Source organism: Amycolatopsis sp. CA-126428 (assembly GCF_002904335.1).
In the GTDB taxonomy this organism is placed as follows: domain Bacteria; phylum Actinomycetota; class Actinomycetes; order Mycobacteriales; family Pseudonocardiaceae; genus Amycolatopsis.
This window is the reverse complement of the sequence record NZ_PPHF01000038.1, coordinates 90,872-115,343: the sequence shown is the minus strand read 5'-3', so window position 1 is coordinate 115,343 and position 24,472 is coordinate 90,872. Positions and strand designations below refer to the sequence as shown.

Here is a 24,472-nt window from a genome sequence, read left to right as displayed (position 1 = left end):
GGTGAACGACCCCCTGGCGTGATTCATGCGATCCGGTTCACCCGGTTTCCGGAATTCCCCCGCGGCGCGTCACACACGCGCCGCTTCAAGCCGTTGTCAGGGGGTGGAGACCCAGACCCGCTCGGTGTGGCACCTTCGGCCGGCCTGCCGGCTGAGTGCGGTGCGCATCGCGCAGTACGTCGAGTCGATCCCACAGTACGGCCGGATCCCGGTGCCGCGGTGCCGCCGATGCGTGGGTGAGCTCGTGACCGAACCACGAAGCGTCCCTGACGAGGAAGACCCGTCGCCGGCCGGGAGCGAGCCGCCGCAAGAGGGCGCGGCCGGTACGCCCGGAGCCGACGCCCGGAGCCTCCGGCGCCACTTCGAGCACACCCGGCCGCGCCCGACGCGCGCGCGGGACGTGCTGGGCCTGGTGACGGAGCGCGGGTGGGCCATGCTCGTCCGGCAGGCCAAGGCGAAGCTGGGCGCGCACCGCAGGCACGCGGAAGACATCGTCCAGCAGGCGCTGCAGGTCGTGCTGGCCAATCCGAGGTTCGACCCGGATCACGACGTCGAAAAGGTGATGGCGTTCGTCTCCCAGCAGGTCGGCTGGCAGGTGGCCGAGTTCTTCAAACGCCGGCAGCCGGATCTGCTCGGCGACGCGGCGGAGGAAACCGACGTCCACGCCTTCGGGGTGGCGACCACGGCCGACCCGGCCGACGAAGTGCTCGCGGAAGGCTTCCTGCGCGACGTGCTGGACCGCGTCGGCCTGACCGAGACCGAGCGCGCCATCTTCGAGCGGCTCCTCTCGAGCCCCGGCATGTCGATGCAGGACATGGCCGTCGCGGAAGACCCGGCTCGGGACGGCGAGTCGGCCAAGATGCGCGCGACGAGTCTCCGGCAAGCGAAGGTGCGGGCCATCAAGCGGTTCCGGACGGCGGTCGGGTGGACCAAGGAGGAAGCGGATGTACTCAAGACCGTTTACGTCGAGGGGCTGGCCGGCGGAGCTGAGACCGCCGGACCCGCTCTGGCGCCTGACGAGTTCGAGAAGGTCTATGTTTCCGCCGTGCGCAAGCTGCAGGTCTTCCTCTACCGGGACGGGACTGATGTGTCATGAGCGATGACCGCGGGGAGAACCTCCTCGATCTCTTGCTCGTGCGCGCCTGGTGGCGGGCGAACGCGACCGTCGAGATCGCCTTCCGGCCGGAAGCCGACGCTGTGCTCATCGGCTTCGTCGACGCGCCCGCCGCGCACGAACTCGACCACGGCAAGTTCGTCTCCGCGGGCTTCGACACCGCGGACCCCGGGGAGGAACCCCACCTGACTTCGCTGTGCGTCGTCCACCCCACCGGATTGTCGCCGGAGGACGAGGCGTGGGTGTGCGCGCTCGTCGGCGAACCGGTCTGGGCGTTCGCGCGCAGGACCGCGGCCGCCGGGACGGCGTCGGCCGAGACGAGCGTGCCGGCCGGGCAGATCGGTTCGCTGGTCGCCAGGTGGCGCGGGCTCCTGGCGGAGAGCGGCGACGATCGGCGCGTCTCCCTGGCGAGCTGGACCGGGCAGCTCGAGCTGTCCGGCGCCGGTACCCGCGGCGACGTGGAGGAGCTGTGGCCCATCGACGCGACGCGCGTGGTGGACGACCTGGTGTTCTTCCGCGAGGCGTTCGGCCGGGATCCGCGGCGCGCCGAATCGTGGCCGGAGATCCAGGTTTCCCTGAGCCGGTCCGACCGCGTCGATCTGCTCAGCCTGGAGATGCCGGTGCCGGACCTGCCCGTTCCCGGGCGGCACATCACCGCCGTCGTGATGCAGAACGCGGGGCGCTGGGACGTTCCGCTCGACCCGAAGCCCAAAACCCGCGAATCGCCGACCGAGTTCGTCCGGGGCGCGCTCGAACTGCCCCACGGCAGTCTGAACGCCGCGCCGATGGACATCGAGCTCACCGTCGTGCGGCGAAGGTCCGGTACGGAGCCACGGCTCCGCCATCCATGACCGCTCGCTCGGAGTGGTCCGAGGTGCTCGCGGCGGCCGAGCGCGACGGCGCGGCCGGCACCCTGGCGATGCTGTGCGTGGCAGGCGACGACATCGTCGCCGACCACGTGTTCAGCGAGTCGGTCGAGGGCCGGCCGGGTGGACGGCCGGCCAGGTGGACCGTGCGCCGGGCGGCGGCGATGCTCCTCGATTCCCCGGAAGCCACGCCGCACCAGAAGGTGATCGGCTTGATCGCGCGGTACGCGTCGCCGAGCCGGGGGCTGACCGCCGGTGCCCGCCTCGATCTCGACCTCGCCGCGTTCCGGGGCTCCTGCGAACAGGCGGTCGTGGCCGCCAACGCCCTCGGTGCCCCCGAGCTCATCGGCTGGGCGCACTTCCGGGCCGGGAAAGCGGCCTACGGGCAGATGAGCTGGGACGACGCCATCGCCCACCTCGAGTCGGGTGCGGCTTGCCTCGAGCACGCGCTGGGCTCGGTGTCCCGGCCGGCCGGGACGATCGCCGCCGCGGCGGGCGGGCCGAGCTGGCTGCCGCCGCCGGAAGTCCTGCTCCGCACCCTGGTGTGCAAATGCCTCCACCTCCTGTGCCGGGTGGCCGAATCCACCGGCCGCTACGACTTCTGGGCCGCCGCCTGTGAGCGGTTCCGCCGGCACGCCGAACCGTTGATCGGGGCACGGTCCTCGCTGTACTCGGAAAGCCTGATGCACCGGGCCGCGATCGCCCGCGCCCAGGGCGACCGGGACGCGTTCCGCCGGCTCGAGGCCGAGCTGGGCCGGGTGTTCCCCGACGAAGGCGGGCTGCCGCACCCGGAGGTCATCCGCATGCGGATGGGCAACGCGGAAGCACTGGGGGACTGGGACCGGGTCATCGAACTCGCCCAGGACTGCATCGGGACCATCGCGGCCCGAGCCGGGAGCCCGTTCGGCACCACGCCGCCGTCGCCGTCGGAGGTCCTGACGTTCGTGGCCGGCCTGCACGCGGCCGGCGCCCGGCACCGGCTGATCGCGGTCGGCAACGCCGCGTACGCGCTCGCCAATGCCGGGTACCGCAACTGCAGCGCGGAGGTCGAGCCGGCGGCGTGGCTCGACGTGGCCGAGGCGTGCTGGCACCAGATCGGCATCAACGCGCCGTGCGCGGTCCAGCTGTCCCGGTTGCGCCTGCTGGCGCGCGATTCGGCCGGCACCGAGCTCGATCTCGTCATCGCGAAGATGGTGGCCGTCAGCCGGATCGGTCTCCGGTACGCCCTGCGGCGCAACGCGGCACTCGATGCGGCCCGCCTGTGCCGTCCGGGTGACCCCGTTCCCCGTGACCGGCTCCGGGAGATGCTGAAGGCCGATCCCGGCGCCGGGATCGGGCACGCCGCCCGGCTGCGCGGTGCTCTGGCGCTGTGGCAGTTCCGCGCCGCCGAAGCGGCGGTCCGCACCCCGAAGAGCGTCCAGCGCTGGAAACGGGTCGAGAAGAGGGCGCGCCAAGCGGCCGTGGACCTCGAGCGGCAAGGCGCGATGATCGATCCCGAACTGGCCGCCGAATGCTGGTCCGCGGCGGCCTCGGCGGCCGCCCGGCTCGGGACGGCGGACGACGACCACCGCCTGGACCTGCTGATCAACGCGGTCAACTGCGTCGCTCAGCGGCTGGTTTCCCTGTCGACGCAGGCGGAACGCGGCCGGGCCATCGAGCGGTACGGCCCGGTTTTCGAGGAGGCCGCGGACCTCGCGCTGCGCCGGGACCACGCCGCCGCCCTCGATTTCGTGCTGGAGGCGTCCCGGCGCGACCGGGTCGGCGTTCTCCTCGCCAACCTCAGCAAGGAGGAGTTCGTCAGCGCGACGGTGCGCTCCGCCGCCGAACAGGTCCAGGCGACCAGCGTCGCCTTGCACGGTTCGGATGCCGCCGGCGTCTTCACCGCGACGCTGCCCGTCTGCTCGGGCGACCGGTTCGGTCGCTCGGCCGAGGCGCTGGCGCACCGGCGGCAGCGGGCGATCGCCCGTGCCGAGCAGGTGATCGGGCCGCTCGTCGCCCAGGCCGACGTCAAGATCTCGGAGTCGTACACGGCGGCTCAGGTCCTGCGGGACGCCAGGCCCGCCGGCGAGTTCGTGATCCTCCAGTTCGCGCCCGCCGGGCTTCCGGCCGGTGGCCGGCTCGAGTTCTACCGCCGGCTCAGCTGGCAGACCGAAGCCGGGACCGTGGGCGAAGAATCCGTGCGCATCGCGATGACGGCCGACCTCGTGAACGTCGATCCGAGCCGTCCGGACTACTTCGCCGCCCGCCGGCTGGAGGCGCTCGGCGCGCTGCTGCTCCCGCCGCGGCTGCGGGCGATGCTGGCGAAACCGGGCACCGATCCGGTCCGGCTGGTCGTGGTGCCCACCGGGCTCTTCCACGTGCCGTTCGAGGCGTTGCCCCTCGACGAGGACAGCTGTCTCGTCGACCGGGCCGTGCTGAGCCTGCACAGTTCGCTCAGCACCGCCGCCTCCCTGGTGTCGGCCGAGCCCAGCGCCACGGTGGGGGCGGTCGCCACCTATGACCCTTCGCTGAAGTTCGCCGCGGCCGAGCTGGCCGCTCTCCGCAAGGAGATGGACGTCGAGGAAGCCGACACCCGCGGAGCACTGGAGGCCGCCCTCGGTGGGGGTTCCACGGCCTACGAGATGCTCGTCCTCGGGCTCCACGGCGACGACGACCACGATGGCTGGGGCCAGACCAAGTGCTTGCCGGACGGGACGTCGATCGCCGCCGCCGACGTGCTCGGCTGGACGGTTCCGCCGCTGTGCGTGCTGGCGTCGTGCCACTCAAGCATCAAGATCCGCCCCGGCGGGGAGCTGGCCGGGTTCCCCCTCGCGCTGTTCTTGCGGGGAGCGAAGACCGTCATCGGCGGGCTCTACGCGATCGAAGACGAAGCGACGAGCCAGATCCTCAGCCTGTTCTGGCGGTGCTACGCGGAGACGCACAACCCGGTCTTGGCACTGCACGCCGCGAAAGCCGAGTGGCTGGCGGCCGACCCGGACCGGCGGCGTTATCCGCGTCGCTGGGCGGGCCTGATCGTCTACGGCGGCGCCCAGCACTGATCCACTCCCGGTGATCGGACAAGTGCTCGACGTGAGCGCGGTCTCTGTGTAGCGTTGTAAGCGGCTGCTTACAACCAGGAGCACGGGGGTTTCCGGATGACTGCCACCCACACCGAACCGCTTGCGTACCCCTTCAACGAGGAGGCCGGGCTCGACCTGAACGAGGCGTACGCGGCCGCGCGGGAAGCCGACGGCCTGGTCCGGGTGAAGATGACCTACGGGGAGCCGGCGTGGCTGGCCACCCGCTACGCCGACGCCCGGCTGGTGCTGGGCGACCGCCGGTTCTCCCGGGCGATGGAGAAGGAGAAAGACGCCCCGCGCCGCTCGCCGGTCGTGCGCGACGGTGGCATCCTGCAGATGGACCCGCCCGACCACACGCGGCTGCGGACACTGGTCGCGAAGGCGTTCACCACGCGGCGCGTCGAACTGCTCCGGCCGCGCGTCGCCACCCTCGCGGCGGAGCTGATCGCGGACCTGAAGGCGGCCGGCCCGCCCGCCGACCTCGTCGACGCCTACGCGTTGCCGATCCCGGTCGCGGTGATCTGCGAGCTGCTCGGTGTCCCGGTCGCCGACCGGCCGAAGTTCCGCGTCTGGAGCGACGCGGCGCTGTCCACGAGCGGGCTGACCCCCGAGGAGTTCGAGCGCAACCGCGAAGAGCTGCGCGACTACATGCGCGGCCTGATCGCCGAGCACCGCGTGCGGCCCCAGGACGACCTGATGACGGCGCTGATCGAAGCCCGCGACGTCCGCGACCGGCTGACCGAGCTGGAACTGGTCGACCTGTGCGTCGGCATCCTCATCGCCGGGCACGAGACCACCGCGAGCCAGGTCCCGAACTTCGTCTACGCGCTGCTGGACCAGCACGAGCAGTGGGAACGGCTGTGCGCCGACCCGGACCTGATCCCGGCGGCGGTCGAGGAACTGCTGCGGTTCGTGCCGCTGGGCGCCGGTGCCGCGTTCGCGCGCTACGCCACCGAAGACGTCGAGGTCGGCGGCGTGCTCGTGCGGGCGGGCGAGCCGGTGCTGGTCGCCATCGGCGCGGCCAACCGCGACGGGCTGCAGTTCGACGACGCGGACAAGCTGCGCTTCGAGCGCCCGGACCTGCGCCACCTGGGCTTCGGCCACGGCGTCCACCACTGCCTCGGCGCGCCCCTGGCCCGGCTGGAGCTGCAGGAGGCGCTGCGCGCGTTGGTCACCGAGATGCCGGGGTTGCACCTCGCCGGCGATATCGTGTGGAAGACGCAGATGATCGTCCGCGGACCGCGGTCGATGCCGATCGGATGGTGATGCATGAGCTGGCACGTGGAAGTCGATGAACACACCTGTATCGGGTCGGGGATGTGTGCGGCCCTGATGCCGGAGCTGTTCACCCTCGACGGCCCGGTGGCGCACCCGGTGACGTCGTCGGTCGACGCCGACGAGACGGTCCTCGACGCGGCGGACTCCTGCCCGGCGATGGCGATCACGGTCACCGACGGCGGCCGCGAGATCGGCCCGCGCCCCTAGGGCCTGAACCGGCCGTGCTCGGTGACCACGGCCGTGACGAGCTCGAACGGGGTGACGTCGAAGGCGGGGTTGAACACCTGCGCGTCCGGCGGCGTGATCGGCACCCCGGCGTACCCGGTGAGCTCGCGGGCGTCGCGTTCCTCGATGGCGATGCCTGTGCCGTCCGCGAGCTTGCTGTCCACAGTGGACGAAGGCGCGACGACGACGAACGGGATTTCGTGGTGCCGCGCGGCGATGGCGAGGCCGTAGGTGCCGATCTTGTTGGCGACATCGCCGTTCGCGGCGATCCGATCGGCGCCGACGAGCACGCAGTCGACCATCCCGCGAGCCATGGCGGCCGCGGCGGCGCCGTCGGGCTGCACGCGGTAGGGGACTTTCTCCTGGGCGAGCTCCCACGCCGTCAGGCGGGCGCCTTGGAGCAGCGGGCGCGTCTCGTCGACGAGGACTTCTTCGACGAGCCCGCGTTCGTGCAGGTGCCAGACGACCCCGAGGGCGCTGCCCCAGCCGACGGTCGCCAGGCGCCCGGCGTTGCAGTGGCTGAGCAGCCGCAGAGGCCGTCGCGGGCATGCGGCGAGCACGATCTCGGCGGCGTGCTTCGAGGCGGCCTTGTTGAGCAGTTCGTCCTCGTCGAGCAGGGCGAGCGCTTCGGCGAGGACGGCGTCCGCGCCTTGGCCGAGCTTCCCGAGCGCGCGCTCGACGCCCCAGGCGAGGTTGACGGCGGTGGGCCGCGCGTGCGCGATGACCTCGGCATCTTTCCGGACGTCGCCGTTCAGCCGGGCGGACAGCGCAACCCCGAGCGCCCCGGCGGCCCCGAGAGCGGGCGCGCCCCGGACGGCGAGCCGTTTGACGGCGTCGACGAGTTCCCCGACGGTCCTCAGCTCGAGGAGCCGGTACTCGCCGGGCAGCGCGGTCTGGTCGATGACGACGATGGCGCCGCCGGCCCAGTCGATGGTCCTGCGCACGAGCCCTCCTGGGGTTTTCCGCTTGCCCGGCCGGTGAAGATGGGGCGTGACCATTGAACGGCAGAACCCGCCCGGCTTGCACGCAACACCGGGCTACCACCACGTGACGGTGACCTCGGCACCCCGGACGGTGTACCTGGCGGGCCAGTGCCCCCTGACCCCGGACGGCACGGTGGCCGAGGGCGACATCCTGGCCCAGACGGACCAGGTGGTGGCCAACACGGCGGCGGCTCTGTCGTTTGCGGGAGCCACCCCATCGGACGTGGTCCGCACGGTGATCTACGTGGTGACGGCCGACCGCGCGGTGTTGTCATCGGTCTGGGACCGCTTGACGGCGTCCGAACTCGGCCCGGCGTTCACGACGGCGAGCACGTTGCTGGGGGTCGCCCAGCTGGGGTACGCGGGCCAGCTGGTGGAGCTGGACGTGACGGCCGCCCTGACCTGACCCGAGATGCCCGCCCAATCACGCGAGTGCGGTGTGCGTGGAGGGTCGACTCGCGTACCTGGAGGGTCGACTCGCGTACCCGGAGGGTCGGATTGGCGTGATCGGGGATGGATCTCGCGTGATTGGAGGGGCATCATTCGTGATTGGCGGGTCAACAAGGGCCGGTTGATCACTTGCGCCGCCTCGCCCAGCCAACCTTCCCCGGCGAACCGGCTCGGCGGGGCCGCGGGTGAGGTTAGAGGCCGGCCATCAGGTCTGTCTCGGTGATTCCCGGACCCTCTCCCCACCTGATGAACCACTCCGTGCCGAAGGCGAAGGTGAACGCGTCGTCCGGCATGGCCAGCATGAACATGTCCTCGCTGATCTGGCTCGGGTGTGCGCGCATCGCCGCCCGCTTGACCGGTGCGTACTTCGCCACGTCGACCGCCGCCGTGATCTCCGCCTCCGGCTTGCCGAACTCCACGTTCTCCGGTGGCTTCGGCGCCGCCTCGGGGGGCATCAGGCCCTGCTCCACCGCCGCTTCGAAGCCGCGCTGCATGAACTCGCGGTTGAACGTCGCCTGGAACACGCGGGTGGTGCCGGCCAGCTCGGCCGCGCGGAGGCCGACGCGGTGGACCTGGATGTGGTCCGGGTGGCCGTAGTCGCCGTTGTCGTCGTACACCGTCAGGACGTCGGCCGACTCCTCGCGCAGGATCGCCGCGAGCTGCTCGGCCGCCTTTTCGACGTCGGCGCGCCAGAAGCACCCCGGCTCGTCGTTCGTCGGCTCGCCCATCATCCCCGAGTCGCGGTAGCCGAGGAACTCGACGCGTTCGACGCCGAGGATCTCCGCCGCCGCGTACGACTCCTGGACGCGCCGGTCCTCGAGCTTCTCGCCCTCGGCCAGGAATCCGTCGGGTACCTCGCCGACCTCGCCCTTGGTGGCGACGACGAGCACGACCCGGTGCCCGTCTTCGACGGCCTTGCGCATGACGCCCGCGGTGCGGAGGCACTCGTCGTCCGGGTGGGCGTGGAAGGTGACCAGTGTTGCCATGTCCGCGACGGTACCGGCTACCCCCGACAAAAACCGCCCTCGAAGATGCGCTCCCGCCCGCTAGGGTCCGCGGTCGTGACCGAGAAGAGCACGTTGCTGACGTTTCTGCGGGCCCAGCGCGCGGTGGTCCTGGCGATCCTCGACGGCCTCGGCGAGGAAGCCCTGACGAAGGCGGTCCTCCCGTCCGGCTGGACCCCGCTGGACATGGTCGAACACCTCGGGGACGCGGAATGGCACTGGTTCCAGGAGATCGTCACCGGCACCCCGGGTCCGCTGCTCGGCGAACACGTGCCGCGCACCCCGGCGGCCGTCTTCGCCTACTACCGCGAACAGTGCCGCCGGTCCGACGAAATCTTCGCCGCGACGCCGCTGTCCGCGGCGCCGCAAGGGCGGCACCCCGGCCCGCTCGCCGACGAAATCACCGATCTGCGCGGGGTCGTGCTCCACGTCATCGAAGAGACCGCGCGGCACGCCGGGCACCTGGACGTGGTGCGCGAGCTGCTCGACGGCCGCACCGGGCTGGGCCCGCGCTAGGACTGCTCCTTCGAGCACCACCAGGTCGACCGGCCGCCGACCGTTCCGTGGCTCATCTCCGCGCCGCAGCGCGGGCAGTGGTCGCCCGGTCGCCGGTGGCCGATGATCTCGCCGGTGTGCACGCCGCCGTGGCGGATGGCCGCGCGCAACGCCTTCCGCAGCGCCTTGTGCAAGTCACCGAGGTCGCCGGAGCTCAGCTCGTGCACCGGCCGGGCCGGGGACAATGCCGCCTGCCAGAGAGTTTCGTCGGCCAGCAGGTTCCCGATCCCGGCCACCACCGACTGGTCCAGCAGCCGCGCCTTCAGCGGCGCCCGGCCGCGGCCGACGCGCTCGGCGAAGTCGCGGCGCGAAACCTCCCCGGCGTCCGGGCCGAGCGCGTCGAGGTCCGGGTCGAGCCGCACCCGGCTGAGCCGTCGCGTGTCGAACAGGCGCAGCTGTTCGCCATCAGCGAAAGTGATCCCGAACCGGAACCACTCGGGTTTCTCCACCCGATCGCGAGCCCGCCCGGGCGGTCCGCTCTCGCCGCCGAACCGCAGCTGCCCGGCCATCCCGAGGTGCAGGCCGAGGTTCGGGCCGGGCCGTCCGTCGCCGGCTTCCGTTTCGCACCACAGTGTTTTGCCCCGCCGGTGCGCTTCGGTGAGCCGCCCTCCCCGCAACGCCGTGGCGATGTCCCCGGGGGCGTGGGGGCGGCAGACCCAGTCGTCGTGGTCGTCGACCGCGCGGATCTTCCGGCCGAGCGCACCGGCGAGGACCTGCCGGGCGAGTTCCACTTCGGGGAGTTCGGGCACGCGGACCAGTGAAGCTTATTCTGCCGTCGGCCGCCGCATGACTTTTGGCTGTAGCCGGCAGCGTGTGGGCGGGGTGCGGCGGCCTGACCAGAATAAGCTTCAGTCTGCGTCAGGGACGCCGGTCGCGCCGCGCCAGCAGCAACGCCGGCAGGATCGCCACGGCGGTGAGGGCGAACGTCGCCGGGTACCCGGCGGAGCCGATCAGCAGCCCGGCGCCCAGCGCGCCAGCCGCCATGCCGAGGTCGTAGGCCGCGTTCCAGATCGCGCTCACCGCGCTCTCGCCGCCGGCGGGCACCCGGGCGTACATCAGCGACAGCGTCGCGTTCTGCAGCGCGCCGAACCCGGCGCCGAACACGAACGCCCCGCCGATCACCGCGGCCGGGGTGCCGACGAAGACGAGGCCCGCCATGCCCGCCGCGGCCAGCAGCAGCCCCGGCACCAGCAGCCACGCCGGCCCGTGGCGGTCGCCGATCCGCCCAGCGGCCCAGCGCGCCGCGGTGGCCGCCGCGGGCTGGGCGAGCAACGCGCTCGCGGCGACCCAGGCCGGCTGGTCCGCGGCGGCGAGCGGGAGGAACGTGACCAGGACGCCGGCCGCGGCGGCCGACACCGCGAAGAGCGTCGCGGGCCGGGTCAGCACCGGGTTGCGCAGGCCGGCCAGGACGCCTTGGTCCGGTGCGGCGGCGGAGAAGGAGCGCCGCGGCAGGCCCGGCACCGACAGCAGGGCGAGCAGGGTCGCCACGGTCGTCACCACGAACACCGGCGCGTAGCCCCAGTGCGCCGCCGCCCACACGCCGGCCGGCAACGCGAGCAGGCTGGGGATCCCGCCGACGATCCCGACGAGCGCGAGGCCCTCGCCGCGCCGGTCCGCCGGGATCAGCAGGGCGGTGACGGCCCCGCCGGCCACCACGGCGATGGCGTACCCGATCCCGCGCACCACGCTGACCGCGATGATCACCCGGATGTCGTCGCTGCAGGTCAGGACGAGCGTCGGCACCCCGAGCAGGACCAGCCCGGTGGCCAGCGCCCACCGGTAGCCGACGCGGGCGACGAGCCGCGGCGTCACCAGCTCGGCGGCTACGGTGGCCAGCAGCAGCGCGACCGTCGCGAGCCCCGCGCCGGCTTCCGAGCCGGCCTGCTTCGCGAACAGCGGCACCACCGAAAGCGGCAGGAAGAAGCCGATCGCCGAGCCGATGATCGAGACGAAGCGCACCAGCAGGGCGCGGGACACCAACCGGGGGCGGAGCTGCAGGTCGACGGTCATGCCGAGAACGCTAGAAGCGAACCGGGTCACCGGTAAGGTCCAGTTCCATGCCTGTGGAGTGGGCCGGTTCGGGTCCGGAGCTGCTGTTCACGATCGACCGCGAGAGCGGCGACGGGCTCCGCGCGCAGCTGGAGCGGCAGCTGCGTGACGCGATCTGCGGCGGCCGCCTGGCGAGTGGGGAGCGGCTGCCGTCGTCCCGCGAACTCGCCCGCGCCCTCGGCCTGTCCCGCGGCCTGGTTCAGGACTGCTACGCCCAGCTGCAGGCCGAGGGCTACCTGACCAGCCGTCCCGGATCGGCCACGCGGGTGGCGGCGGTCGCCCGCCGGGCCGCGCCGCCCCCGCCGAGCCCGCGGACGCCGCCGCGGCCCGCGATCGCCGACTTCCGCCACGGCGTGCCCGACCTCCGCCTGGCGCCCCGCGAGGACTGGGCGTGGGCGGTCCGCGAGGTCTGCCGCACCGCGCCGAACACCGCGTTCGACTACGGCGACCCGATCGGCGAGCGGCAGCTGCGGGAGGTGCTCGCGGCGTACCTGCGCCGGGTGCGGGCGGTCGCGGCCCCGGCTGAGCAGGTCGTCGTCTGCACCGGGATGGCGCAGGCGCTCGGCCTGGTGCTGCGGGCGCTCGCCGCCGATGGCGCCACCCTGGCCTTCGAGGACCCCGGCGCCGTCCGGTCGACGACGAGCCAGGCGGCCGCCGCCGGCCTGGCCGTGGTGCCCGTCCCGGTCGACGAAGACGGCCTGGACGTCGAGGCGCTCGACCGCAGCGGGGCGCGGGCCGTGCTGGTGACCCCGGCGCACCAGTGGCCGACCGGCGTGGTGCTCGCCGGGCACCGCCGTCAGGAGCTGCTCGCGTGGGCGCGCCGGCGCGACGGCCTGGTCATCGAAGACGACTACGACGCGGAGTTCCGCTACGACCGCGACCCGGTCGGCTCGCTGCAGGGCCTCGACCCCGATCACGTCGTTTCGCTCGGCACGGTCAGCAAGTCGCTCGCCCCGGCCCTGCGCCTGGGCTGGCTGGTCGCCCCCGAACGGCTGATTCCCGTGCTGGCCCACGACAAGGCCGTCACCGACCGCGGGAGCCCCGGCCTCGACCAGCTCGCGCTGGCGCTGTTGATCGAGTCCGGGCGCTACGACCGGCACCTGCGCCGCGCCCGCGCCGAGTACGCCGCCCGGCGCCGGACGCTCGTCGACGCGCTGGCCGTCCACGCGCCCGGCCTCCGCGTCACCGGGCTCGCCGCCGGGTTCCACGCCGTCCTGCACCTGCCGCCCGGGGCCGTCGAGGAGCGGGTGATCGACCAGGCCCGGGAGCGGGGTGTCGGGCTCTACGGCCTGGCCGGCCTGCACGCCACGCCGGGGCCGTGGCCGCCGCGGCTGATCCTGGGGTTCGGCGACACCCCGGACCACGCGATCGCGCCCGGCATCGCCGCCGTCGCCGACCTGTTGCGCGGCTGACCGGTGCTCAGGAGAGGCTCGCGGAAGCCGTGGTCTCCCAGGCGAACCCGTCCGGGTCGGTGAACGCCGCGGGCGCGCCGCCGACCGCGATCCGGTGCGAACCACTGCCCTCGGGGGCGACGCCGGCGTCCTTCGCGAGCGCCTTGCGGCGGTACAGCGCCAGCTTGACGGGGCTCTCGCCGGCGTCGAACTCGACGTACATCTTGCCGAAGCTCTTCCCGACGGTCAGGCCGTGGTCGAGGTAGAACTTCTTGCTGGCGGCCACATCGGCGGCGCCCAGCAGGAGCACGACGGATTCGATCTCGCGGGTGGCCGGGCCGGTGTTCTTCTTGGCGGAGGTCGCGAGCTTCCAGATCGCCCCGTCCGGCGCCCGGACGGTGCCGCCGTAGCCCCACATGGACTTGCCGGCGGGCTTGATGGTCGTGGCCCCGGCCTTCAGGGCGGTCTCGATCAGGGAGTCGACGTCGGCGGGCTGCGGCACGGTGAGGGAGAGGGTGTACCCGCGGAAGCCGTCGCTCGGCGCGTCCGAGACCCGGAACCGCAGCTGGGTGGTGAGCCCGAAGGCGTCGGCGTAGAAGCGCTCGGCGGCGGCGGTGCCGGCGACTTCGAGGGTGATGGTTTCGATGTTCGTCATGCCGGTAACGCTAGGTCCGGGCCGCTGACCGGCGCTTCTCGAATCCTGATCGGTCTGGGCGGGCCCGTGCGGAAAAGGAGTGGGCGGGACGTTCGCGGGGCTGATACGTTGCCGTTGACCGTGACCCGGCCCGAGGAGGTGAGACCCGTGAACGTTGTACGCAATGGGTGCTCCCCCTCGTCGTCACGGGCGGGCGGCTGACGCAGGTGTCGCCGGGAGCGCTTCGACCGTCTCCCGAAAGGCGACACCATGGATTATCTGCACCAACGGCCGGACGTGGCCGGCCGCGGGGAAGCGTTCCGGCGACCGGACGGACGCCTCTTCCTCAGCATCGACACGTGGAACCAGGCGGACTTCGCGCTGCTCGCGGCCGACATGCTGCCGAAACTGCCGAGGCCGCTGTACACAGTGGTCGACGAAGCCGACACCGAGCTCCGGTCCTGCTGGGAATCGGCCGGTTTCACCCCGCGACGCCGTGAGTGGGAGTACGTCGTCCCCACGGCACCGGGCACGGTTCCCGACGTCGCGGGGGTGACGATCGGGCCGCCGTCCGACGAGCGGGCCCTGCGCTCGCTCGACGACGCGATCCGCGCCGAAGTCTCGGCGACGGTGGGCTGGCCGGAGATGCCGGCCGAGATCCTTCCCCGCCCGGCCGTCCTGGACCTCACGAAGTACACGGTGGCCGCGGCCGAGGAGGGTTACGTGGGCCTGCTCAGGCTGGCGGCGGTACCGCGGCAGCCGCGGATCGGCCTGCTCGCGGTCCGCGCGGACCGGCAGCGGACCGGAATCGGCCGCGCGTTGCTGACCCACGTGCTGGATGCGTTGCACCGCAAGGGAGTTCAGGCGGCCACGGCCGAAGTGAACGAAGCGAACCCGGCGGCTCTCGCGTTGGTCGAGGGCGCCGGAGCCCGCCGGGTGGGCGGCAACGTCGAGCTGGTGCTGCGCTGATGGCGAACACAGCGGGCATCGAAGTCGAGGGCACGGTCGTCGAGTGCCTGCGGAACGCGACGTTCCGGGTCGAGCTGGAGAACGGGCACAAGGTCCTCGCACACATCAGCGGGAAGATCCGGAAGAACTTCATCAAGATCCTGCCGTTCGACCGGGTCCTGGTGGAGCTGAGCCCGTACGACCTGAACCGGGGACGGATCCTGTTCCGCTACCGGACGTAGTACGGGGTCGCCGTCGCCGGGTCCCCGGACCCGGCGACGGCTTCCCGGAGGGGTTTCTTGACGGTGGCTTCCTGGCCGCGCCGCGGAGTCAGTATTCGTTCTTGATAACGAAGTAGGAGCCGCGGATGGTGCCGGCCAGCTTCGACTTCTGGCGGGCGAACTTGAACGACGACAGCTCTTCGGGGATCTCCATCCCGTCCGAGAGCTTGAACCCGACGGCCCGCTTCCCGCCGTCGTCCACGGTGTACAGCACGTTGATCGACAGGCCGTTCTCGTAGAACACGTACGTCCACCGGATGTTCTCGACCTGGAACGCGGTCGCCTCGAGCGGGCGCGCAGCGATGACGATGCCGCGCTCTTCCTCGAGGATGCGGTGCACCCAGTCGACGGTGGGCTGGACGTCGCCGGCGGGCTCGACCGTGAAGACGTGGTCGTACTTGTTCTTGAAGTACCGCGCCTCGTTGGCCCGCAGCCCGGCGAGCGCGTCCGCGACCGGCGACGACTCCAGGCCGGCCGTCGATACGGTCTCGAAGTCCACGGTGTGGGGCATGGCGATCCTCCGCGTCGGTGTCCTGGCCGGACTTCAGCCTAGGCCGTCGTGGCGGTTACGGCCTCCGGACGCGCAGGACGCCGGTCAGCAGCGGGAGGACGAACTCGCCGCGCCGGTCCGCGAGGTGGGCGCGGATCCGGTCCAGAGTGGCCTCGCGCTCTCGCGCCGGCATGACCAGGACGCCGGCGCGCGTCGCGAGGGTCGCGACGAGGGAGCCGGCGGTGCGCCGCTGCCCGTGCGGGAACTCGGCCTGCTCCGGTGCGCCGAATCGCCCGGCCAGGCCGGCCGTGGCGGCGCGCCAGCTGCTGAACGTGTCACGGGGGCCGATCACCGCGGGGCCACTGACCCGCTCCAGCCCGGCCACCCAGCCGACCCGGTCGTCCAGGACGTTCCACAAACCGGCCAACACGCCGCCGGGGGCGAGCACCCTGGCCAGCTCGGGCCCGGCGACGGCCATGTCGAACCAGTGCAGCGCGTTCCCGGCCAGCACGGCGTCGACGGAGGCGTCCGGCAGCGGGATCGCCTCGGCGCCACCCGCCAGGGCGCGGACGGCCGGCCGGGCGCGCCGCAGCTCGGCCAGCATCGCCGGATCCGGCTCGACCGCGATGACGTCGGCGCCGAGGGCGACCAGCGTGCCGGTCAGCTTGCCGGTACCGGCCCCGAGGTCCAGCACCCGGGGACCGGGCGCCCCCGCCAGGGCCCACCGCACCGCGGCCGGCGAGTAGTCCGGGCGGTGCTCGGCGTAGTCGGCCGCCGCCGCGCCGAAGGACGAGGCATGCCGCTGTCGCGCGTCGTGTTCCACAAGGCACCGTACCCTTCGGAAAAATCCGGGCGAGGTTGTCGGATCGGGCCAGCGGCGTTCGTAGCAGGGGTGAAGTCACCCGCGAGGGGTGGCCACCGAGAGAGGACTTCCTGATGCAGTACCTGGTTTCCGTGATCGACGACAAGAGCAATCCCGGCAGCACGGACCGGCAGCCCGCCATCAGCGAGTTCAACGACCGGCTGATCGCCGAGGGCTACTGGGTCTTCGCGGGCGGGCTCGCGGACACCGACGCGGCCACGGTCGTCGACCACCGGGGCGAGCAGGCGGTGATCAGCGACGGGCCGTTCCTCGAGTCGAAGGAGTACCTCGCCGGCTTCTGGGTGTGGGACGTCCCCGACCTCGACGTGGCGCTCAAGCTCGCCGCCGAGGCGTCGAAGGCCTGCGATCGGAAGATCGAGGTGCGACCGTTCCGGTGAGCGACGTCGAGCAGGCGGTGACCCGGGTGCACCGCGCGGAGTGGGCCCGGGTGGTGGCCGCGCTGACCAGGCGTTTCGGCGACCTCGACCTCGCCGAGGAGGCCGCCGCCGAAGCGTTCGCGACCGCCGTCGAGCGGTGGCCGGCCGACGGCGTGCCCCCGAACCCCGGTGCCTGGCTGACCACCACCGCGAACCGCAAGGCCATCGACCGGATCCGGCGCGAAAACAAGCGCGACGACAAGCACCAGGAGGCCCGGATGGTGTACGACGACGCCCCGCCCGAGCCGTCCGGCGCCATCGACGACGACCGGCTGCGGCTGATCTTCACCTGCTGTCACCCCGCGCTGGCGACCCAAGCCCGCGTGGCGCTGACGCTGCGCCTGGTCGGCGGCCTGACCGTGCCGGAGATCGCCCGCGCCTTCCTGGTGCGGGAGTCCACTTTGGAGCAGCGGATCACCCGCGCGAAGGCCAAGATCAAGGCCGCTCGCATCCCGTACCGCGTGCCGGCCGCCGAGGACCTCCCGGCCCGCGTGTCCGGGGTGCTCACGGTCCTGTTCCTCGTCTTCAACGAGGGCTACCTGGCCACCGGCCCCGGTACCGACCCGATCCGGCACGAGCTGACCGCCGAGGCGATCCGGCTCACCCGCCTGATCCACGCCCTCCTCCCGGACGACGGCGAGGTGACCGGCCTGCTGGCGCTGATGCTGCTCACCGAGGCCCGCCGCCCGGCCCGGGTTTCGGCGGGCGAGCTGGTCTCGCTCGACGAGCAGGACCGCGGCACCTGGGACGCGGCGCTGATCGCCGAGGGACACGCGCTGGTGCGCGAGCGCCTCGCCGCCGGGGTGGCGCCGGGCCGCTACCAGATCCTCGCGGCGATCAACGCCGTGCACACGTCCGCCCGCGACATCCGCGACACGGACTGGTCGCAGGTCGTCGCCCTCTACGACCAGCTGGTCCGGGTGGACGCGTCGCCGGTCGTCACGCTCAACCGGGCGATCGCGGTCGCCGAGCTCGACGGCCCGGAGGTGGCACTGGCGGCCGTAGACCGGCTCGAGGAGCAGCTGGCCGGCTACCACGCCTACCACGTGACCCGCGCCGACCTGCTCAGGCGGCTGTCCCGCAGCGCCGAAGCCCGCGCGGCGTACGGCAAAGCCATCGAGCTGGCGGGCAACACCGCCGAGATCGCGTACCTGACGCGCCGCCGGGATCAACTGGGGTAGCCGGAACCGGACGCACCGCGCCCGGACCCGATCCGGGGCCGAGCCGTGTCGCGGTCGTGATCGCGGCGCCGGAGGCTGTACCAGATGCGAACCGGGGTCTTTCTGCGCTGGGCGGCGCATCCGCTGACCGTCGGCGCCACGGCGGTACTGCTGCTCAACGACCACGTGCTCAAACCGGCGTGGCCGGGCCTGGTCACCGGGAAGCTCAGTGACGTGGCCGGGCTGGTCGCGGCCCCGCCGGTGCTCGGGCTGCTGCTCGGCCTGTTCCTCGCCCGCCGGCTCGCCGCCGCGGCCGCGGTGGCGGTGACCGGAGCCGCGTTCGCGGTGGTCAAGCTGACCACCGCGGGCGCCGGCGTCGCTTCGGCGGCGTGGTCGGTGGTCAACGGTCCTTCGGTGGTCCTGGCCGATCCGACCGACCTGGTCGCGCTGTCCGCACTGGGTCTTTCCTGGTGGGTCTGGCGCCGGGTGACCGCGGCCCCGCCTCTGCCGGCGGACCTGGTGTTCCGGGTGCGGGTGATCGTCGCGGTGCCGTTCACGGTGCTGGCGATCACCGCGACGTCGGCGGCCCAAGACAACACCCCGGCGGTCGAATCCGTGCGGAGCGAGGGCACGGAGGTGGTGATCGAGGCGGCCGGGGGGATCTACAGCTCCGCCTCGGGCGTCGACGGCTGGCGGTTCGTGTCGCAGGTGCCACCGGCGAACTGGTCGACGACGGGGCCGACGCCGGCGCGGCAGCTGCAGACCCAAGCCTGCGTGCCCGACGTGGCCGCACACTGCTACCGGGTGCGCGGTACCGCTGATCTCGACAACGCGGGGTTGCTGCCGAGCGGTGGCCGCCCGCCCGGCGTCGACGAGTCGGCCGATGCCGGCCGGACCTGGCACACCGCCTGGGAGACGCCCGCCGCCCGGTGGCAGTTCATCGCGCGCCAGCACCCCTTTCCGGCCGGGGTGGTCAACCTGCCCAAACTGTCCAGTGTGGAAGTCGTCGTCCGCGCCGTCCCGGGCGGGCACGAGGTGTTCGTGGCCAACGGGGTGGAAGGGCTGGTGGTCCGCGGCGCCGACGGTGCCTGGCGCCGGATCCCGGTCGTGGTCCCCGAAACCGGGCTGGCCATCCGGCCGGCGCCGCTCACCGCGTTCGGCCGGGTGATCGGGGACGACGTCAACTACGCCGGCTTGCTCGCCGTGCTCGCGCTGCTGATCGGGACGACGCTGGCGGCCGCCCGGGTCCGCACCCGGCTCGGCCGCGGGCTCACCGCTGTCGTTCCCCTCGTCCTGCTCATCGTGCTGGGCCTCCCGGCCCTCGGCGCGGTGGCGTTCTTCACCGAGGGCTCCGGCATGTCGACCGGGCCTTGGCTGGTGGCTTCTCTCTGCCTGGTCGGCACCGGTGCCGCGCTCGCACTGGCTCAGCCGCGCCTGCACCGGCCGCGCATGACGGCCGTCGTCGGGGCCGCCGTCCTGACCGGACTGGCGTACGTCGCGCCCGCGCTGGGCTGGACGCTCGGCCATCCGCAGGAGCACGCCCCGGCGGCCGGACTCGGCCTGATCCTCGCCGCGGCTTGCCTGCCGGTGGTCGCCGTGGCCGGCTGGTGGGCCGGCGCGCGCAACCCGGCCGCGCTGCCGGGACCACCCTGGCCGCCGGATCCGCCGTGGCCGCGCGAGCCGTCCGGGCCGCCTTGGCCGGTGGATCCGCCCGTCCCGAGGCGGAAGTCCTAGCGCGGTGTCAGGCGGACTTCGCTTCGTGGACGGTCGCGGCGGCGGCGTGGGGATCGGGGGCCCGGTGCGCAGGGTCAGGCGCAGCGCGGGTCCGGTCCGGAGCGTGAAGTAGGTGCGGCGCGGCCGGCCGAACGCTCCACAGTGGACCGAGACGCCGTTGGGGCCCGCCGCCGTCCTCACCCGCAGTCCGGTCAGCACGATGAGGAGCACGACGGCCGCGGCGGCGAGGAGCGGGATCGCGGGGCCGGCCGGGTCGAGCCGGATTCGAGGAGTTCCTCGAAGTCGAAGCTCCGGGAAGCCGGACTGACCTTGCTCAGCGCCGAAGAAATCGAAATGACGGTGGATTTCCACTACGCAGGCGCAGTTCGCCAGGACTCGGCGAGCCGGCCGCACCAGGACGCCACGATGACCGAGACGGTCAGCAGTGCGACGCTGCCCGCGATGTCCAGCAGGTAGTGGTTCGCCGTGGCGAGCACGTCCGCCATCATCAGCAGCGGGAACGACCACGCCGCCGTCGCCAGGCGTGGGTGCGTGCCGCGCAGGGCGGTCCACACCGCGTACGCGCACCACAGCGACCAGCCGACGTGCATGCTCGGCATCGCCGTGTAGTGGGTGGATTTCGTCCAGCTCTCCACGCCCAGGAAGTCATACCTGGCCACGATGTCCACCGCGCCCGGCAGCGCGAACCGCGGTGGCGACATCGGCACTGCCCAGTACACCGGCAGGACCAGAGCCGTCATCGCGACCATCGTCCGGCGCACCCGGCGGTAGACCTCGGCGTGGCGGACGAACACCCACACCAGCACACCCGCGACCACCACGTAGTACAGCCGGTACAGGTACACCGCCAGGTGGCCGAGGACCGGCCGGCCGGCCAGCCAGTCGTTCGCACTCCGCTCGATGTCGAGGCCTGCCAGGTGTTCCAGGGACTGCAGCGCCAGCGCGTGGGCGTCGGCGGCCGCGAAGTCCTTGCCCACAGCGGCGTCGAGCCGCGCGAAGAGCAGGAACCAGAGCAGGAGGAAGGCCAGCTCGACGAGCACGCCGGGGCGCCCGCCGACGCCCCGGAAGAGCGCCTTCACGCCGGCAGGGTCCGCCGCAGGAACTCCGTCGTCAGCTCCCACGCCCGGGCCGCCGCTTCGGGGTGGTGGAACATCGGGGCCACGTGATTGTGGAACGCGTGCCCCGCCTCCTCCTGGACGTGGATCTCCGCCCCGGGATGCGTGGCCACCGCGGCCTCCACCACGGCCACGTCGGACCGCGGGATGTACGGGTCCGCCCCGCCGAAGTGGAACTGGATCGGGCATGCGACGCGGGAAAGAGCGTCGATCTGCTGCGCCACCGTCGAGCCGTAGAACGACACCGCCACGTCCGGATCGCCCTCGGCCGCCGCCGCGAAGGCCAGCGAGCCGCCCAAGCAGAAACCCAAAACACCCACGCCGCCCGTCACCGACGGCAGGGACCGGAGGTGGCCGACCGTGGCCAGGACGTCGGACCGCCCCAAGGCCGGGTCGAAGGCGGACATCACCGCCATCGAAGCCGCGACACCCGCTTCGTCGTGGGTCGACGACCAGCCCGGTGCCGTGCGCCAGAACAGCTCCGGGACCGCCACCACGTACCCCGCGGCGGCCAGGTCCGACGCCACCGAGCGCAGGTAGTCGTCCAGCCCGAAGATTTCCTGGATCAGCACCAGGCCCGGGCCGCGGCCGGCGGGCGGGTGCCACGTCGGGATGTCGTTCAGGACTGAATTCCTCACCCGGTCACCGTACTGGCTCCGCGGCCGGGTGCGTCCTAAGTTGAGGTGCCGACCAAGGAGGCGTGATGGCTGAACAGACCAAATACGTCCTGGACGAAGCCGATCTCCCTGCCCAGTGGTACAACGTCATCCCCGATCTGCCCGAGCCGCCGCCACCGCCGCTGCACCCCGGCACGCGCGAGCCCGTCGGGCCGGACGACCTCGCGCCGCTGTTCCCGCAGGCGCTCATCGCCCAGGAAGTGACGACTGATCGCTATGTCGACATCCCGGAAGAAGTGCGGGAGGTCTACCGGCTCTGGCGCCCGTCGCCGCTGTTCCGGGCGCGCCGGCTCGAGAAGGCGCTGGGCACCCCCGCGCGGATCTACTACAAGTACGAGGGCGTCAGCCCGGTCGGCTCCCACAAGCCGAACACCGCTGTGCCGCAAGCGTTCTACAACGCGGCCGAAGGCGTCACGCGGCTGACGACCGAGACCGGCGCCGGCCAGTGGGGGAGCGCGCTCGCGTTCGCCTGCGCCCAGTACGGCCTGGAGTGCGAGGTCTGGCAGGTGCGCGCGTCCTACGACCAGAAGCCCTACCGCAAGCTGATGATGGAGACGTTCGGCGCGACCGTCCACCCGAGCCCGTCGGAGCTGACCGAGTCCGGCCGGGCGATCCTCGAGCGGCACCCGGACTCGACGGGCAGTCTCGGCATCGCGATCAGCGAAGCCGTCGAGCAGGCGGCGCAGGACCCGGACGCGCGGTACGCGCTCGGCAGCGTGCTCAACCACGTGCTGCTGCACCAGACGGTCATCGGTGAGGAAGCGCTGAAGCAGTTCGAGCTGGCCGGCGACACCCCGGACCTCCTGGTCGGCTGCACCGGCGGCGGCTCCAACTTCGGCGGGCTCGCGTTCCCGTTCCTGCGCGAAAAGCTGGCCGGCCGGATGGACCCGGTGATCCGCGCGGTCGAGCCGGCGGCGTGCCCGTCCCTGACGCGCGGCAAGTACGCCTACGACTTCGGCGACACGGCCGGCCTGACGCCGCTGCTGAAGATGCACACGCTCGGCCACGAGTTCATCCCGGACCCGATCCACGCGGGCGGCCTGCGCTACCACGGGATGTCACCGCTCATTTCGCACATTTACGAACTCGGCCTGATCGAGGCGATCGCCATCGGCCAGCAGGAGTGCTTCGCGGCGGGGGTGCGGTTCGCCCGGTCCGAGGGCATCATCCCGGCACCCGAGCCGACCCACGCGCTCGCGGCGTGCATCCAGGAAGCGTTGCGGTGCAAGGAGACCGGCGAGGAGAAGGTGATCCTCACGGCGCTGTGCGGTCACGCTCACCTGGACTTGCCGGCGTACGGTGCTTACCTCGCCGGGGACATGGTGGACAACGAGCTTTCCGATGCGACGCTCGAGGAGTCGTTGGCGACGCTGCCGTAGGTCAGAGGGCGTCCGGGATTTCCGGGCGGGTCAGCTCACTGCGGGCGGTCGCGAGGACCACACGGTCACGGCCGCCCGCCTTGGCCTCGAACACCGCGTCGTCCGCTGCCTGCAGGAGGATCGTGTACTCCGTGGCCGTTTCCGGGTACACCGCCGCGCCGATCGAAGCCGTCAGGCCGCTGATCACCTCGGGCTTGCCCGGGCGGATCACCGGGACCGGCACCTCGAGCCGGGCGATCGCGATCCGGATGCGGTCCGCGACCGACGCCAGCTCCGCGCTGGTCGTGCCCGGGAGCAGCACCACGAACTCGTCGCCGCCGAAACGGCCCACGTAGTCACCGCCGCGGACGGCGGCCTGGATCGCCGCCGCGACCGCGCGCAGGACCTCGTCGCCCGCCAGGTGGCCGTTGCCGTCGTCGATGGCCTTGAAGTGGTCGATGTCGATCATCAGCACGCCGGCCGTCGAGGACAGCTCCGCCGCGCGGGCCAGCTCGTTGCGGGCCAGCTGGACCCAGAACTCCGGCGCGAGCAGCGCCGTCTTGGAGTCCGTGCGCGCGGCCGCCTGGAACTGCGGCAGCAGCAGGCCGATGTGCAGCGCCACCGGCGTCACCATGAGCACCGGCAGCAGCCACGGCCGGACCGTCATCACCAGCGCGATGCCGCAGCCGACGCCGACCGCGGCCAGCACGATCAGCACGTCGGACGCGTTGCCGAACGCCTGCCGCGGCGGCTTTCCCGGGTTGCTCAGCAGGATCGCCGCGATCACGAGCACGTAGTTCAGGCCGAAGTAGACGATTCCGGACGTCAGCAGCGCGATCATCCCGCCGAATCCGTCCAGGTAGGGCACGTACGGCGCCACGTGCCCGGTGCCCGCCCACAACACCGCCCCCGCGGCGGTGCACGCCAGGATCACCGTCGCCCCGGAAAACACTTTCCGGTGAATCACACCTCGTCGTTTGTAGACCCGGACCCAGGAATGGGCATAACTCACGACGATGACGAGCGTGGCCAGCGGCGGCGGCAGCAGGAGCAGCCCGGCGAAGATCCAGATCGACTGGAGGTGCATGTGCGGACGGCCGTCGGCGGCCAGCTCGCGGATGCGCTCGATGCGTTGCGCCGCTTCGAGGTGCACGACCTCACCGGCGAGGATCAGTCCACACCAGAGCAGCGACGGGGTGGTGATCGGCACCAGCGCGGCCGTCGAGAGGACCGCGATCAGCGCCAGGGCGTCGACGATGAGGACGTAGCCGAGCACCGGAGTGGCCAGCTTCCACATCGCCCACGTTCGGGTACCTGATCGTGGACGTTCTGAGCTGGGCTTTCGCCCTTGGGACCCGGACAATCCCACGAAACGCCCTTCTGTTCAGGACGGAACTCTTCGCGGAAATCGTCAATGTAACCGAATGAACGCGGTGTGTCACTAGTCCGGTCAGGCTACGGTCCGGTCACGCACCGTACTAATCCCCTCACAACAGGAGAAAAACCATGTCGCACTTCCTGCCCGGCAGCAACATCGTCCCGTCCCGCCGTCGCGCGCAGCGGCCGACCGACTGGACCCGGCAGCTCCCCACCGACTGGACCCGGGCGATCCCGACCGACTGGACCCCGCGGCAGCTGCCGACCGACTGGACCGCCCGCGAACTGCCCACCGACTGGACCGCCCGCGAGCTGCCGACCGACTGGACCCGGCCGGGCGTCGCCCCGGCGCAGTGCCCGACCGACTGGACCCCGCGCCAGATCCCCACCGACTGGACGCGACGCTGACCAGTGCCCGGTGACCG

25 protein-coding genes are annotated in these 24,472 nt (G+C 72.3%); 15 read left to right on the top strand and 10 right to left on the bottom strand.

All coding sequences use genetic code 11. The features are described 5' to 3' along the window. Positions 1 to 244: 244 nt before the first annotated feature. From C2L58_RS11845 to C2L58_RS11825, 5 genes are all read left to right on the top strand, one after another. Positions 245 to 1,096 (top strand): hypothetical protein, encoded by an 852-nt coding sequence (locus C2L58_RS11845; protein ID WP_146073570.1) that lies wholly within the window; start codon positions 245 to 247, stop codon positions 1,094 to 1,096. Then, entirely contained in the window at positions 1,093 to 1,965 is an 873-nt protein-coding gene (locus C2L58_RS11840; protein WP_103337617.1) for a hypothetical protein, read from the top strand. The genes C2L58_RS11845 and C2L58_RS11840 overlap by 4 nt, the downstream gene beginning before the upstream one ends. After that, positions 1,962 to 5,018 (top strand): CHAT domain-containing protein, encoded by a 3,057-nt coding sequence (locus C2L58_RS11835; RefSeq protein ID WP_103337616.1) that lies wholly within the window; start codon positions 1,962 to 1,964, stop codon positions 5,016 to 5,018. The genes C2L58_RS11840 and C2L58_RS11835 overlap by 4 nt, the downstream gene beginning before the upstream one ends. 96 nt (positions 5,019 to 5,114) lie before the next feature. Beyond that, entirely contained in the window at positions 5,115 to 6,305 is a 1,191-nt protein-coding gene (locus tag C2L58_RS11830) for a cytochrome P450 (protein WP_103337615.1), read from the top strand. A 3-nt stretch (positions 6,306 to 6,308) separates the two neighbouring features. Further along, entirely contained in the window at positions 6,309 to 6,524 is a 216-nt protein-coding gene (locus C2L58_RS11825) for a ferredoxin (protein ID WP_103337614.1), read from the top strand. On the opposite strand, the gene mtnA is transcribed toward C2L58_RS11825, so the two are convergent. Then, complete coding sequence (gene mtnA / locus C2L58_RS11820) at positions 6,521 to 7,486, bottom strand: S-methyl-5-thioribose-1-phosphate isomerase (RefSeq protein ID WP_103337613.1); 966 nt, start codon at positions 7,484 to 7,486, stop codon at positions 6,521 to 6,523. The genes C2L58_RS11825 and mtnA overlap by 4 nt on opposite strands. Before the next feature lie 46 nt (positions 7,487 to 7,532). On the opposite strand from mtnA, the gene C2L58_RS11815 reads away from it, so the two are divergent. Continuing rightward, positions 7,533 to 7,931 carry a RidA family protein gene (locus tag C2L58_RS11815; RefSeq protein ID WP_103337612.1) on the top strand — a complete coding sequence of 133 codons (399 nt, stop codon included), beginning with the start codon at positions 7,533 to 7,535 and terminating at the stop codon, positions 7,929 to 7,931. A 235-nt stretch (positions 7,932 to 8,166) separates the two neighbouring features. On the opposite strand, the gene C2L58_RS11810 is transcribed toward C2L58_RS11815, so the two are convergent. Further along, a complete protein-coding gene (locus C2L58_RS11810; RefSeq protein ID WP_103337611.1) occupies positions 8,167 to 8,961 on the bottom strand; it encodes a PIG-L family deacetylase in 795 nt (264 codons plus the stop codon). 75 nt (positions 8,962 to 9,036) lie between these two features. Here C2L58_RS11810 and C2L58_RS11805 point away from each other — a divergent pair, with 75 nt between their 5' ends. After that, positions 9,037 to 9,495 carry a DinB family protein gene (locus tag C2L58_RS11805; protein ID WP_233225678.1) on the top strand — a complete coding sequence of 153 codons (459 nt, stop codon included), beginning with the start codon at positions 9,037 to 9,039 and terminating at the stop codon, positions 9,493 to 9,495. Here C2L58_RS11805 and C2L58_RS11800 read toward each other — a convergent pair. Together C2L58_RS11800 and C2L58_RS11795 are read right to left on the bottom strand one after the other, a co-directional pair. After that, the gene (locus C2L58_RS11800) at positions 9,492 to 10,283 is read right to left on the bottom strand and encodes an Fpg/Nei family DNA glycosylase (RefSeq protein ID WP_233225677.1); all 792 of its coding nucleotides are present in this window, start codon (positions 10,281 to 10,283) and stop codon (positions 9,492 to 9,494) included. The two genes, C2L58_RS11805 and C2L58_RS11800, sit on opposite strands and share 4 nt — an antisense overlap. A gap of 109 nt (positions 10,284 to 10,392) precedes the next feature. Continuing rightward, positions 10,393 to 11,544, bottom strand: a complete 1,152-nt coding sequence (locus C2L58_RS11795; protein ID WP_103337608.1) for an MFS transporter — start codon at positions 11,542 to 11,544, stop codon at positions 10,393 to 10,395. A gap of 47 nt (positions 11,545 to 11,591) precedes the next feature. Between C2L58_RS11795 and pdxR the strand changes: the two genes are divergently transcribed. After that, positions 11,592 to 12,995 carry a MocR-like pyridoxine biosynthesis transcription factor PdxR gene (gene pdxR / locus C2L58_RS11790; RefSeq protein WP_233225676.1) on the top strand — a complete coding sequence of 468 codons (1,404 nt, stop codon included), beginning with the start codon at positions 11,592 to 11,594 and terminating at the stop codon, positions 12,993 to 12,995. 7 nt (positions 12,996 to 13,002) lie between these two features. Here pdxR and C2L58_RS11785 read toward each other — a convergent pair whose 3' ends face one another. Then, on the bottom strand, positions 13,003 to 13,629 hold the full coding sequence (locus C2L58_RS11785) for a glyoxalase (protein ID WP_103337606.1): 627 nt from the start codon (positions 13,627 to 13,629) through the stop codon (positions 13,003 to 13,005). 249 nt (positions 13,630 to 13,878) lie between these two features. On the opposite strand from C2L58_RS11785, the gene C2L58_RS11780 reads away from it, so the two are divergent. Both C2L58_RS11780 and infA read left to right on the top strand, forming a co-directional pair. After that, positions 13,879 to 14,577 (top strand): GNAT family N-acetyltransferase, encoded by a 699-nt coding sequence (locus tag C2L58_RS11780; protein ID WP_103337605.1) that lies wholly within the window; start codon positions 13,879 to 13,881, stop codon positions 14,575 to 14,577. Then, a complete protein-coding gene (gene infA / locus C2L58_RS11775) occupies positions 14,577 to 14,798 on the top strand; it encodes a translation initiation factor IF-1 (protein WP_103337604.1) in 222 nt (73 codons plus the stop codon). The genes C2L58_RS11780 and infA overlap by 1 nt, the downstream gene beginning before the upstream one ends. An 88-nt stretch (positions 14,799 to 14,886) precedes the next feature. Here infA and C2L58_RS11770 read toward each other — a convergent pair whose 3' ends face one another. After that, entirely contained in the window at positions 14,887 to 15,348 is a 462-nt protein-coding gene (locus C2L58_RS11770) for a phage tail protein (RefSeq protein ID WP_103337603.1), read from the bottom strand. Between the two features lie 55 nt (positions 15,349 to 15,403). Then, positions 15,404 to 16,150: a class I SAM-dependent methyltransferase gene (locus C2L58_RS11765; RefSeq protein WP_103337602.1), complete on the bottom strand. Its 747-nt coding sequence runs from the start codon at positions 16,148 to 16,150 to the stop codon at positions 15,404 to 15,406. Positions 16,151 to 16,263: 113 nt separating this feature from the next. On the opposite strand from C2L58_RS11765, the gene C2L58_RS11760 reads away from it, so the two are divergent. The 3 genes from C2L58_RS11760 to C2L58_RS11750 all read left to right on the top strand — a co-directional run bounded on the left by C2L58_RS11760 (position 16,264) and on the right by C2L58_RS11750 (position 19,520). Beyond that, complete coding sequence (locus C2L58_RS11760) at positions 16,264 to 16,587, top strand: YciI family protein (protein ID WP_103337601.1); 324 nt, start codon at positions 16,264 to 16,266, stop codon at positions 16,585 to 16,587. After that, complete coding sequence (locus C2L58_RS11755; protein ID WP_103337600.1) at positions 16,584 to 17,807, top strand: RNA polymerase sigma factor; 1,224 nt, start codon at positions 16,584 to 16,586, stop codon at positions 17,805 to 17,807. The genes C2L58_RS11760 and C2L58_RS11755 overlap by 4 nt, the downstream gene beginning before the upstream one ends. 84 nt (positions 17,808 to 17,891) lie before the next feature. Continuing rightward, the gene (locus C2L58_RS11750) at positions 17,892 to 19,520 is read left to right on the top strand and encodes a hypothetical protein (RefSeq protein WP_103337599.1); all 1,629 of its coding nucleotides are present in this window, start codon (positions 17,892 to 17,894) and stop codon (positions 19,518 to 19,520) included. A gap of 350 nt (positions 19,521 to 19,870) precedes the next feature. Here the strand turns inward: C2L58_RS11750 and C2L58_RS11740 are convergent, their stop codons facing one another. Beyond that, a complete protein-coding gene (locus tag C2L58_RS11740; protein ID WP_103337598.1) occupies positions 19,871 to 20,599 on the bottom strand; it encodes a phosphatase PAP2 family protein in 729 nt (242 codons plus the stop codon). Continuing rightward, complete coding sequence (locus C2L58_RS11735) at positions 20,596 to 21,273, bottom strand: dienelactone hydrolase family protein (protein WP_103337597.1); 678 nt, start codon at positions 21,271 to 21,273, stop codon at positions 20,596 to 20,598. The genes C2L58_RS11740 and C2L58_RS11735 overlap by 4 nt, the downstream gene beginning before the upstream one ends. 65 nt (positions 21,274 to 21,338) lie before the next feature. On the opposite strand from C2L58_RS11735, the gene C2L58_RS11730 reads away from it, so the two are divergent. Then, a complete protein-coding gene (locus C2L58_RS11730; RefSeq protein ID WP_103337596.1) occupies positions 21,339 to 22,691 on the top strand; it encodes a TrpB-like pyridoxal phosphate-dependent enzyme in 1,353 nt (450 codons plus the stop codon). Position 22,692: 1 nt separating this feature from the next. On the opposite strand, the gene C2L58_RS11725 is transcribed toward C2L58_RS11730, so the two are convergent. Further along, positions 22,693 to 23,967, bottom strand: a complete 1,275-nt coding sequence (locus tag C2L58_RS11725; protein ID WP_103337595.1) for a diguanylate cyclase — start codon at positions 23,965 to 23,967, stop codon at positions 22,693 to 22,695. Positions 23,968 to 24,176: 209 nt separating this feature from the next. Between C2L58_RS11725 and C2L58_RS11720 the strand changes: the two genes are divergently transcribed. Then, positions 24,177 to 24,455: a hypothetical protein gene (locus C2L58_RS11720; protein ID WP_103337594.1), complete on the top strand. Its 279-nt coding sequence runs from the start codon at positions 24,177 to 24,179 to the stop codon at positions 24,453 to 24,455. Positions 24,456 to 24,472: the final 17 nt, after the last annotated feature.